Source organism: Photobacterium sp. GB-1, assembly GCF_003026165.1.
Taxonomy (GTDB): Bacteria; Pseudomonadota; Gammaproteobacteria; order Enterobacterales; family Vibrionaceae; genus Photobacterium.
The window spans coordinates 46799-58841 of sequence record NZ_PYOB01000018.1; the positions used below are offsets into that span (position 1 = coordinate 46799).

9 protein-coding genes and 1 pseudogene are annotated in these 12043 nt (G+C 38.9%); all 10 read left to right on the forward strand.

What is annotated here, in order from left to right; all coding sequences use genetic code 11:
• Positions 1-277 precede the first annotated feature (277 nt).
• The 10 genes and pseudogenes from C9J45_RS15785 (at position 278) to C9J45_RS15830 (ending at position 11939) form a co-directional block, all read left to right on the forward strand.
• A complete protein-coding gene (locus C9J45_RS15785; RefSeq protein WP_107205362.1) occupies positions 278-817 on the forward strand; it encodes a glycine cleavage system protein R in 540 nt (179 codons plus the stop codon).
• A 93-nt stretch (positions 818-910) separates the two neighbouring features.
• Positions 911-1243, forward strand: a pseudogene (gene bcp, locus C9J45_RS15790) (thioredoxin-dependent thiol peroxidase); the annotation flags it as partial.
• Positions 1244-1332: 89 nt separating this feature from the next.
• Complete coding sequence (locus tag C9J45_RS15795) at positions 1333-2736, forward strand: tyrosine-type recombinase/integrase (protein ID WP_107292750.1); 1404 nt, start codon at positions 1333-1335, stop codon at positions 2734-2736.
• The gene (locus C9J45_RS15800; protein ID WP_107292751.1) at positions 2736-5087 is read left to right on the forward strand and encodes a hypothetical protein; all 2352 of its coding nucleotides are present in this window, start codon (positions 2736-2738) and stop codon (positions 5085-5087) included. The genes C9J45_RS15795 and C9J45_RS15800 overlap by 1 nt, the downstream gene beginning before the upstream one ends.
• Positions 5084-7276 carry an integrase gene (locus C9J45_RS15805; protein ID WP_107292752.1) on the forward strand — a complete coding sequence of 731 codons (2193 nt, stop codon included), beginning with the start codon at positions 5084-5086 and terminating at the stop codon, positions 7274-7276. The genes C9J45_RS15800 and C9J45_RS15805 overlap by 4 nt, the downstream gene beginning before the upstream one ends.
• The gene (locus tag C9J45_RS15810; protein WP_023933331.1) at positions 7276-7779 is read left to right on the forward strand and encodes a hypothetical protein; all 504 of its coding nucleotides are present in this window, start codon (positions 7276-7278) and stop codon (positions 7777-7779) included. Before C9J45_RS15805 ends, C9J45_RS15810 begins: the two co-directional genes overlap by 1 nt.
• A 167-nt stretch (positions 7780-7946) precedes the next feature.
• Positions 7947-8411 carry a thioredoxin-dependent thiol peroxidase gene (gene bcp / locus C9J45_RS15815; RefSeq protein WP_006647063.1) on the forward strand — a complete coding sequence of 155 codons (465 nt, stop codon included), beginning with the start codon at positions 7947-7949 and terminating at the stop codon, positions 8409-8411.
• A gap of 39 nt (positions 8412-8450) precedes the next feature.
• Positions 8451-9107 carry a recombinase family protein gene (locus C9J45_RS15820; RefSeq protein ID WP_107292753.1) on the forward strand — a complete coding sequence of 219 codons (657 nt, stop codon included), beginning with the start codon at positions 8451-8453 and terminating at the stop codon, positions 9105-9107.
• A 274-nt stretch (positions 9108-9381) separates the two neighbouring features.
• The gene (locus C9J45_RS15825) at positions 9382-10575 is read left to right on the forward strand and encodes a hypothetical protein (protein ID WP_107292754.1); all 1194 of its coding nucleotides are present in this window, start codon (positions 9382-9384) and stop codon (positions 10573-10575) included.
• A 5-nt stretch (positions 10576-10580) separates the two neighbouring features.
• Complete coding sequence (locus C9J45_RS15830; RefSeq protein WP_107292755.1) at positions 10581-11939, forward strand: hypothetical protein; 1359 nt, start codon at positions 10581-10583, stop codon at positions 11937-11939.
• The last annotated feature ends 104 nt before the right edge of the window (positions 11940-12043 follow it).

The following is a 12043-nucleotide window of genomic DNA, read 5'->3' on the forward strand; positions in this document are numbered from 1 at the left end:
TTAGGGTATAACTTTGTCATGGTACTTTTGAGTGACTATAAACTCAAGCAAAGGCTGATTGAAAACAGTGAACTAACAGGCTTTATCATCTTCTTTCATCACAATTTTGTACTTTGAAACTCAAATATCAATAAACCCAATCATGTTTCTCTTTTTTTGCTTAAAAATCAGTCAAATTTAATCTCAACAGCAATGACTATTGTCATTAAATTTGCCATCGTATCAATAGCAGTCTGTGCTAACATGTTTAAATTATAATTTTACAATGAAGACCAATATGGAACACTACCTTGTCATCACTGCTGTAGGTACTGATCGCCCAGGTATCTCTGATGAAATCACCCACCTTGTGACTCAATGTGGCTGTAATATCGTAGATAGCCGCATCGCCCTGTTTGGTTCTGAGTTTACCTTGATCATGCTGTTATCAGGTAATAACAATGCAATATCTCGAATTGAATCGACCTTGCCATTAAAAGGGCAAGAGCATGATCTTATTACTGTTATAAAACGTACGAGTAAACACCAACAACGTTTTTTCCCTTATACCGCTGATTTCCATGTCGAAGCTAATGATAGTCCAGGTTTAATTAAGCAATTTACTCACTTTATGGCGAGCCGACACATCGATATTTCGACGCTTAGTGCCAATACCGTTGAAAGCCAAACTGTGGAAACAATGAATAAACTTATTTTGCAAATTAGCACAAATTTACCTGAAGACTGTAATCTGATGACACTGCAAGAGGAATTTGAAACCTTGTGCCATAGCTTATCAGCAAAAGGGTCTGTGAATTTTATTAGTCATAAAAATTAACGAAAGCAAAAATAATAAGACTTTCATTATCAGCCTCATGTTCGTTCAACATGCAATGCATCGAGATACGATAACTAAAAGGATATTATACTTATGAATACGCTCACAGCAGGCATGCCTGCACCTGATTTTACTTTAATGAATCAAGATAACGAGCCTGTTAGTCTCAGTGATTTTAAAGGTAAGAAAGTACTTGCTTACTTTTACCCTAAAGCAATGACCCCTGGTTGTACGGTACAGGCATGTGGACTGCGTGACAGCAAAGCCGAGCTTGATGAAAAAAATGTAGTCGTACTGGGTATTAGTATTGATGCAGTAAAACGTCTACCAAAATTTATCGAGCGCGATAACCTAAACTTCACCCTTTTATCTGATGAAGATCATGCCGTCGCTGATCAGTTCGGTGTTTGGGGACTGAAGAAATTTACCCTTAGAAATTTTCATTGACAGATAACCTTGATTAATTTTCATGACAAACTATCTTTAATATGTGGGTAACATATTGAGGATTGTTTGTGATAGAAACAAATAGCACATGCTTAGACGTTTATGATGATCATTGGTTATTGAAAATAGAAATTGATACATTAGCCAAGCTCAAGATAAACAACAGCAGCACTAACACCGAAACAGGGGAAGTTGCTTTCTCTGCCACCTTAGATCCTTCGAGCTTAAAACATTTCGTAAAGAAAACCGATATCATCATTGGTCGTGATGGGTTGGTTGTCTATCCTCAATCCCTCTATTTAGTCTCGAAATTACGTGGTGAAGGCAAAGTAAAAGACACAGCTTCTATTGGCAAAGGGCTACTCGCCTTTACTCGATTCTTAGATTCAACCTGTGTAGAGCAAGAAGACGAAGATGGAAATACCATTCCCCCTGAATACTTAAGCTATAAATCTCTCACCAAATATGAGGAAGAAGGTGCGCCTTGGCGGTTTGCTGAGTTTCTCCTTGCTAACTGTAATAACATTGAAGGGGCTAATGGCGATGAAGCCTTTAGTTTATCTACCGCTCGAAGTTATATGAGTGCCGTGATGGGATTCTATAAGTGGATGCAAAAATACGGCTATATAAAAAATAACGACCAGCATGTGCTTACTCACTACACAACTGGAAAAGTACATCAAGAGTTAAACCAGCACGACATGTTGGCTCATACAAAATCGGACTCTGAACGTACTTATGAAACATCAAATATCATGAGGATGTTTCCTAAAAAAGAAAATACCCCTCCCCACAAAAAGCTCAAGCCGATGCACCCAGAGCACAGGGCTTTATTCAATAAACATGTATCTTCACTACCCAAAGCGACCGCATTAATCTTCCGACTATGTGACGAGGCAGGACTTAGGATTGATGAAGCCACTCACTTCCCCGCTCATGACATAGGAAAGGCTGATTACAGTAACTTAGATGTTGTACCAATCCAAATTACTCACACAAAACTCAGTAAAACCCGCACAATACAAATCCCGATTGAGCTTTACGAAGAGTTAGAAATATACAAGGAAAGTCACGCACGGCTGAAGAACCTCGATAAACGCAATGAACTTGTGCAGACAGGCGACATTTTAGATGCAGTGGATTACCTCTTTATTTCAAATAAAGGGACACCATACTCAAACAAGACGTTGGAAACACACTTTTCAAATCTTCGAAAACAGATTCGTGAAGTGGACTCTTCATGGTACTACCGCATTCATGATTTACGTTCTACCTTTGCAACTCATTGGCTTTGGCAGGAGTCGAAAACGCGCACAGTTGACTATGACTACCTGATGGACGAACTGGCTGAATTGATGGGGCACGCAAGCAGTTCAACCACTGAAAAATACATTAAGTTCATGAATAAAATGGACGACCAAATCCGCACAGCTAGAGCGAAAAATCGCAAAATAAACGGAGGTTGGGTGTAATGCCAAAAAGTAAAATTGCAAGGCAATCCAACGCCGTTAAGCGTGTACGCAACAGTCAAAATGTCGTGCCTTTAAACCTGACGATCCCTTATAAAAATACTAGTTCAAATCAACCAAAATCGTTCGATGTCTCTCACTTATTGCACTTAGGTGGCAACAAGAAAAAGCTGAAAATAAGTAGTCGAACTGAATACATTCGGCGCTTTTGCAAAAAAGCAAATCAATATGTTAGCAATGGAAACTCAGCAGTTACAGTTTCAAATATCTACGAGAGCTTACGCAGCTATATTGCTTTTTGTGAGGCAGTAGATGTTGACCCATTTACTGAAAGTGGTTACTTAAAGTTTGCTGGCAACGATGGCGAGTTACGGCATCGTATCAAAATGTATCACCCCTCCAAGCGATTGTGGGAATACAGCCATGGTGATGAAATAGGCATTAAAGAAGCGACAGCTGTGAATCAACTATCAATGCTTCGCAGTGCACTCGATTGGTGTGCCTTGCCCGTTACCGATTGGGCTCGCCACCACCGAGGGTTTTCAGGGAAAAACACATCTTATAAGGCATATTCTGATCAAGAAGAAAAGCTGCTTGTTGCACGTTTGAGTAATGTGTTTTTCGCTCTCGCCCCACAGCTTATTGCAGCCAAAGAAAACAATACGCCTTTACCAGCCACGCTGCCAATTGTCATTGCCCTTGGCGAGCATGAGGAAGTTGTGCAAATCCCCACATCATTAAATAAAAAAGTCGGTAAAAGTAAAAAAGATGGTACAGCAGTTAATACTGGCGCTGCTTTTAATCTCACGATGGGCGCAGGCTATCATTTGATGTGTTTTTTTACATCATTGAATGACAGCAACGTTCGAAATATTTCACACCCCATTGAAGTGCATATTGAAGAGCGAGATAAGACCTTAGAGACAGTGAGAGTCTCTAGTTACAAGCCTAGAGCGAACAAAGAGGTCGATGCGCTGTTACTCGGTGAGACATTTGATGTTGATAAGCGAAATGGTGTGAAGTTTATTAAACTCCTAGAGAGACTGTCTAAACTCTATGGCAACACAGAAGATGGCGATCCGTTACTTTTTACCCTCGATAATGCTGCGAACGTAAGTGATAGCTTTAACCTGACAGAGATAAATAAAAAGCTCGTTAACCAACTGCATTTGTTATCTCCAAATCGAGCTGGCAACCTGCCTTGGTTTAAGACACTGTTTTACGCATACAGAAATCAACAAGCAATCACGTTAAAGAAAGCTGTAAATCACTTGGGGCGCACTGTTGTTCACAAAAAAGTTGAAGCAATTGCCAAACCTGGGGCTGTACAGGGGGCGAAAAACAGTGGCTATTGTATTTTATCTTGCTACACAGACTTACCGCTTAAAGGCATATTACTTCCACTTACATACTCTGAAAAAGACAGTGATGGCTATATTACTGTTTCTTTTAACTACAGAAACGGCCTTCATGGTTGCTTTAACGTGCCAGCCTCTGATTTAGCGTTAATCAAAGATATTGAGCACTATGCCAATGAGAACGCAAACAAACAGCCAAAGAAATATGAGCGGCTACTTTTAACAAAAAGTAGCCGCTTCGTTCCTTACGACTGGGAAGGCATCAGCCCTATTTCATCAACGTTAATGAAAACTTGGTCTGTTGAGCCAAACAATTATTATCTTTCTCTTCAATCGAGTCGCTGGCGAGAAATGACCAGCAACCAAGCCTATGCGGATGGCGGCATTCAAGCGGCACAAAGTTTACTCGGCAACACGTTGGAAACACTGGATAGAAATTACCTTAACGGCGACCCACGGCTAAATAATGTCATCACAAGTCAGGGCATTGAGGTTTTACAAAACCTCAATAATGAAACAAATGTAGAGCAAGCAAAGGCGATTGTTGCGAAAAGGCGCGGTATTCCGATTTTGTCACACGATGAGGCGAAGAAAATGCGCGAAGAAAGCATAAAAACCAACCCCAATGGGTTGCTGTGCAATGGGCAACAGGTTATTGATGGCAAGAACACGCAGCGAGCTACAAACCATAAGTTAGGGTTGAACTTACCTTGTACTGAATTTGATATGTGCCATAAATGCCAATCCGCCAAGGCGGTAAATGAAACGGAGGCAATTTATAAGCTCATTTCATTAATCGATGCGCTAAAAGACACGCTTAATATGTACCCCGATGCGAAAAGTGAAGCTCATGAAAAAATTGAACAATTTGAGTTTACGCTCGATGGGGCGAGTGACACTGTGTTTGAAGAAGCCATGGCGAAATTTAACACACAAGGGCGTCATCCAAGAGTCTCTATCGACCACGCAATTTTATCTTTAGGAAGGCTAAAATGATAAAACTCAGTGATCTTAAATATCAAAGTAAGCTACTTAAAGCACAAGAAAATGTTGGCGTTCATACTAATTACTTGATTGATGTATTAAAACCGGCCATTGAGCGTGGCGATTGGGATGAACTCGAAAGCCTTGATATTGGTTTTACGGTGGCGGGTAAATCAATGGGGAAAATAGGCGATAATACCGCGTGGAAAAGCCTGCAACCTTATTTCGAACCAAGAGCAACACAAACCAGCACCCTTGATTTTACTCTCGATGGTAAGTTAATAGAGCGTAACCTTAAAAATCAGCTTATCAGTCTCGTGCTTAAAATGATGTGGCTCTCACCTCGTGATTATTCATTTCACACTCTTTGGGATGCATTAAATGACCTCAAAAAAGTCATTGCCCCACTTTTAGATGAAGGGTGTAACACTTTATCAAGTTTAGATTTTGACCGACTGGAATCATGGGCACTAAGCAATTTTACAGATATCGACTTTGAAAGAGAAAGAATTTACTACGGATTAAATCGCCTTTACACCGAAGCCAGAGGTTTGCCGTTTGAGGTTAAGCTGAACAAAAAGCTTAACTCCGCTGACTTTGGTTTAACCATAAAAGATGCTGAGCAGCATACTGTCATTCCACAGCGGCTGTATTACCTTGGCCTTCAAGAATCAGAAATCCTGATTACTGACGCTTACGCCCTTCGTGATGAGCTAGAACAACTTCCACAATATATCGCCACTTACTTTGATACGGCATATCAGGAGTACGCTAAGTATCTGGTCAGTGATAAAGCCCGATGCAAAAACGGTACTATTCGCTGGTACTTAAAAAAATCGGGCAAAAAAAACAAACAGCGCACCCTTGCTTTTCAAGCCGCCTTTTTAGCACTGCACTCTCCAAATGAAGAAGAAACATTGACGCTTCTTCAGCGCCATAAACCAGAAATATTTCACGAAACAATGGATACCTTCCACACCAAACGTAAGCTAACGATTGGGCCATGGACAATCACCAACCTTAGAGAGGCTCAATCACTCTTTAAACACCTTAATGGTGGCTGCTTATGGGGACTAATGGCTCGAACGGGAATGAGAGCCGATGAAATGTATCATCTGAACACCGCTCAGGGCTGCACGACAGAGGTAATCAAAAGGCAGAAGATACACGTTATCCATGCCGACTTATCAAAAACCACCAAGGGCGCACAATCAATACAAGATGAGTTTGTCACCACCGAAACAGGCATGATAGCGTATGAGGTACTACAAGCGCTGCATTCGCCACTAAGAAAACTTCATCCAAACTCTCAATCTTTTTTCCATAAAATGAAAGAAGACTGTAGTGAAGTAACTAAGAGGCAATTAGGTAAACATTCACAAGATTGGTTTGAAAAGGTGATGGGTAAAGCACTGGCGCTTACCAATGAAGACATTGTTGATTTAAAAATATCTGATCCCAATTTATCGTTTACCGTGGGTCAAGATTATGTATTTACAGGGCATCAACTTCGTCGCTCTTTTGCCTATTATTTAATAGGTTTTGAACTTTGCGGTTTTCCGCAACTAAAACAGCAATTTAGCCATGTATCTATGGCAATGACTCGCCACTATGCAAAGAATGCCAGTAAATTTCAAAAGCTTCGGAAACAGAAAACTCTCGCCAATGCCATTGATGAAGAAAGGGTTAATCAACAAGCCCAAATCTATTTAAACATCTATCAAAAACTGGCAAACAAAGAGCGAGTTGCAGGTGGTAAAGGCAAAGAGTTTGCGAAAAATATGATGCGGACAGACCGCAACTTATTCAAAGATAAGGTAGACAATGACATGCTTTCTCTTAGCTATTGGAAAAAGCAAATTCGTACTCAAAACCGCCACATTCATGCCGTTGCGCCGGGAATATTCTGCACCTCGACTTCCTGTAGTTTAAGAACGCAAGTTAACCTCATCGAATGTGTAGACTGCATGAATGATTTCATCGTTGATGCCGTATTTGCAGAAGCAAAGCGTAAAGAGGCTGAAATACACATGTTATATGACATTGAAAACGATGAGTTAAGTCCGCAAACCGCGTCTGAATCGTATATAAAAATTCAAGCCGCTGAACGTATTTTGAGAGATTTAGATATCGACTTTGAGCCTGTTACCTTTCCCGATGAAGTGACAAACATGCTTATCCCATATGGAGTAACATCATAATGTCACAAGCAACTAAAAATAAGCTAATCAGTGCGTTAGAAAGGCTTTTGGATGGTGACATAACCAAGTTAACATCGAAAGAGCTTCGTAACAAAGCTCGCAAGGGCAAGCTCAAAATTAACAATAGTAATGTTGAAAAAGAAGCGGGTCTGTCTGCTGGCGCACTCAGAAGGCATGATGACGTTGTTTTAATGATAAAAAACATGTCATTAGAGGCGCAACTTGCTCAAGATGAAACCACGCACTCCCCCATTGAAGTTCTTCAAAAAGAAATTAAGTCACTCAAAGGTGAGAGGACGCAAGCAAATAAAAAGAAAAAAGAATATTACGACGAAGCTAAAAGCCATAAAGAGGCGTTAGCTGTTCAAGCTGCCACGCATATCAAAATCGTTCAAGAGTTGATGGATATGTTGCATGAAAGTCAGCGAGAAAAAGCAATGGATAAAATCGTATCGACCCGTTCCGATAACATTATTACTCCACAATTTAAAAAGCCAAAGTAGCTTTTCACTCTGTAATTTAAAAACGTCCTGCCTAGTGTAATCACTAGACAGGACACTGAATTATCGATAAAAATGTACACTCTAACGTAATAAAAATGCTCTAAAAAGGACGTAGGAAATATAGCTACGCCACACACCACTAATTAAGAAAGTAAGGAAAAAAACCGATGGCAATAGAAGCTGGACAAACTGCACCTGATTTTACCCTGAATGACCAAGACAATAACCCAGTAACGCTATCTGAGCTGCAAGGAAAGAAAGTACTGCTGTACTTCTACCCACGAGCGTCAACACCAGGCTGTACCGTTCAGGCTCAAGGACTGCGTGATACTAAAGCTGAACTAGATGCTCACAATGTTGTTGTGCTTGGTGTAAGCCCTGATACCCCAAAAAAACTGACGAACTTTATCAACAAGCAAGAGCTTAACTTCACTCTTCTAGCCGATGAAGAACATGCAGTATGTGAAAAGTACGGGGTTTGGCAACTGAAGAAGTTCATGGGCAAAGAGAATATGGGTGTTGTAAGAACAAGCTTCCTGATTGATGAGTCTGGCAACCTTGAACATGTGTTCAACAAGTTTAAGACCAAAGATCACCATGAAGTTGTATTGGACTACCTAAACAGCAAATAACTGTCCATCAATACGTAACTCTTCCACTTGGAGGCAGGCATGATTGGTTATATTCGAGTATCAGATACACAGAAAGCCGATGGCGAATCTCAAAGAGAAGCGATTCAGGCTTATGCCGCTAAACGTGGCATACAGATATCAGATTGGATCGAAGAACATGTGTCTGCTTCCAAGACAGAACTGAGTGAGCGAAAGTTATCTTCTCTCATCACCTCTCAACAAAGCCTGATTGTATCGGATATCACTCGATTAGGTCGTCATAAGGTTATGGAGTTGGTCGGTGCTATAGGCCAAATAGCCTCATATGGTGAATTACATCTCGCATATAACGATACTGTCATAAGCTCAGAAAATGTTGATAACGCTGAAATCATTTTTACGGTTATAGGACAGTCCTTTGCCAGCGCAGTAGAGGCTCAGAAACGTTCTGAACGAGCTAAAGCAGGTCATGCCAGACGAAAAGCCAGTGGGCTATCATCTGGTCGCCAAAAGGGACAAAAAGTTAAATCTAAGCTGGATGAACATACTGCGTTTATATTAAATCTCCTCGATACCAAGACCTCTAAAGCTGAAATCCTAAGAAAGCTAAACGAACGCGGTATTTCGATTTCTAGAAGTCGATTTTACTCTTGGCTAGAAGATCGGGGACTGCATAACAAGAAAGCGGAATTTCAGGCTGATATGTTTTTTGAATAGCTTAATTTACTTTAACTCATTTATGGCTGACTCGTTTCTGCACAATAGTGTAGTCCTTAGACTTATAGAAGCATGAAATATTGCAGAGTGATTTAAATGTTCCCCAGTTAATGGATATAAAAAATGTAAGAACTATTTATCTTTGCTTTTGTTAGTGTGATGTCAAATATAATTATAAAGTAGTACGTAGTTTTCAACCAATTTATGAGCGTTTTTTTGTTGAAGCTATTGATATTATGTATATAATTTGCAAAAAAATTGAGATACTTTAATCATGCATATTTGTCATAGCTGCGATACTGAATACGATAATCAACAAGAACAATGCCCTTCATGTGACGCTATCAAAGTGAACACTGAATCAACCAATAGTATGGTAGCGGTTCATGCAATAACCGTCGAACTAGAAATCGATAATAGTAAATCAAAAGTTACTCCACGCTTTGGTTCTATTTGGCCGTTAGAAGGTGAGGATGTATCTTTCCAATTTATTCAACAAATTGAACTTAAGTTCAAACGCAAAAATAAATTTCATGGCTATTACGATAGCGATACAGGAACACAAGTTGCGTCTTCTCTACACAAGTACATTGCTTCTTCAATATTAGAGAAAGATTTCATCACACTAGTTACTTCGCTTACGAATGAGCTAAAAGATGCTATCTTTGAGCTTAAAGTTGCGTCTAAAGTTGTCAGTTCAAAAATCGTATTTATGCATTATAAAAGCACGGAAAATGACGACTTTGGAAGGCTTTTGGCTGTTATGGTTGATAAAAAATCAGGCTTTGACTTTACCGAAGAATTATTGCTACCTAAACAGGCTCAGCACATCAACTTAGAAGCTCTTAAACAAGCAGTATCAATTGATGTAGATCTCTTTGATGCTTGCTACCCAAATTCACCAGAGTCGGAAGCATACTTGAAGTTTATTAGAGGCTCTTCCTCCGCAAGCTACTTCAGACTGGCATTTGGCTGTAAAGAAAAATCTGATAACGGTGAGTCGCTTAACAACCTTTATAAAGCTATTGATTCATATACTACTATCAATAATCTTGGTGAAGATTTTTATTTCGAAGCAGAAGAAAAGCTAACAGACTTTGTTGTTAATATAAAAAACTCTGATAAGTCATCTTTTTCAATCGATCAAGCTGCAACAGTTATTGAATCAGCTTTGCCAAAACATAGAAAAGAGATGGAGAACACATTTTCTACGTTTGTTAATGAAAGTGAGTTCATGATTAATCAATACATTGAACCTACTGCACAACAAGTAAACGAGCACCTTTGGATCGACTTTTCCGATCAAGATAATGGACTCATTGCACGTGTACACTCTACTTTAGAAATAGGTAAAAAGGGTGAAGGTAAAGATGTAGAGTTTAACGAGTCAACACGGAAGTTAGAGATTAAAGTCAAGGATCCTAAGGTCCGTGAGAGAATCATGCGAATGATAGATAAGGAAAGTTAAATAATATGTCAGTTCAACAAGTCTTAAACCTTCTTGAAAATCAGAAGATAGAGGTGAAGAATGAAGACTTACATGTCGAATTAGTATCACCAACAACTCAAGAGATGTTTAAGCAATGTATGAATGATGCTGGTTATACCAACTCGATTCGTCCTTTTGAACACAAATATCAAATAAAGACAGGCTCTAGATATTGGAACAGAAGTAAATTTCTTTTTACATCTGATGAGTCATTATTTGAAGAGTGTGACACTCAAGGCAAAGTACCTGAAGAGTTACTGTATTTTGATGAAAATCAGTGCAAGTTCGTTGAATTTAATTCAGACCTAGCTCTACATAACAAACTCGAGATATTTTTAGGGTTAAAAAACTTACTCACAGAGTTAGCGGATCACACTATACCTAATGAAGAAGTCATTTTTCTTATAAAAAATGATGATGGAGGCGTAAAACATAAAGTATCTATTTCTCTAGATTACAGTTCCTTCAAAAGTGTATTTTCCAATAACCGAATTGACCTAAAAGAAAGTGTAAAACTGCTCAAAAAGCTTCAACAAAAGATATCTTTGGACGATGCACAAGACAAAGAACGTATAAATTGCATGCGCTCTGCATTTGATGTACTGATCCAAGGATTAGATGAAGAAAGAGAGATATTTACATATACACTTGCAAATATTGTAAAATTCCACAAAACATATACAGAGCACCACAATATGTTTTTGAGTGACTTTACTATCAATAAAGTTATTCAAGAAATTAACACTAAAGATCTCGAATATACTGGAAAAATCAACGATATTACATCATCTGTACAAACTAAAGCATTAGCAATCCCGGGGGCTATGGTTGCAATAACTGCAATTATGAAGGTAGATAGTCTTGTGAGTGCTGCAGGTGTATTATTTGCTCTATTTTTGACTTGTTTAGTGATACAAAAGTCACTAGATATTTATAAAGACTCATTCAGGCACTTATCTAAACAAGTAAAAAATGTTTTTTCAAGATATCAGGTATTAAGCCAGAAGTCAGAAGTTAGAACAGAAGCTAAACAAACTGAGGAGGCTTTAGATGAGCTTATACGGAAAGGTGAAGATGGGCTAAGCTATGTTAGTAAAGTTATCTGGGCTGTTTGGATCGCTTCTCTATTTTTTGTTTTATTTAAGATGAATAATACAAAACCTACTGAGCCAACAAGCTTAACAGGCGCACCGATTATAGTTACTGCTGAAAAAAATAAGACTAATCAAAATACATCTATTTTACACACAGTAAAGGTTAACAAACCTGTACCTGAAACTCCTGACGACTCTAAACTTAAGGCACAATCTTCAGAATCTAATAAAGTTATTAACAAACAATAATCGTAGTTTTCTCTCTATGTTAATTTCCCCTAACTGGAGATTTTTTATTTTCTAAGGCCGAAGATATGGTACTTGTTCTTTAGAGTGTTAACCGAAAGATATTC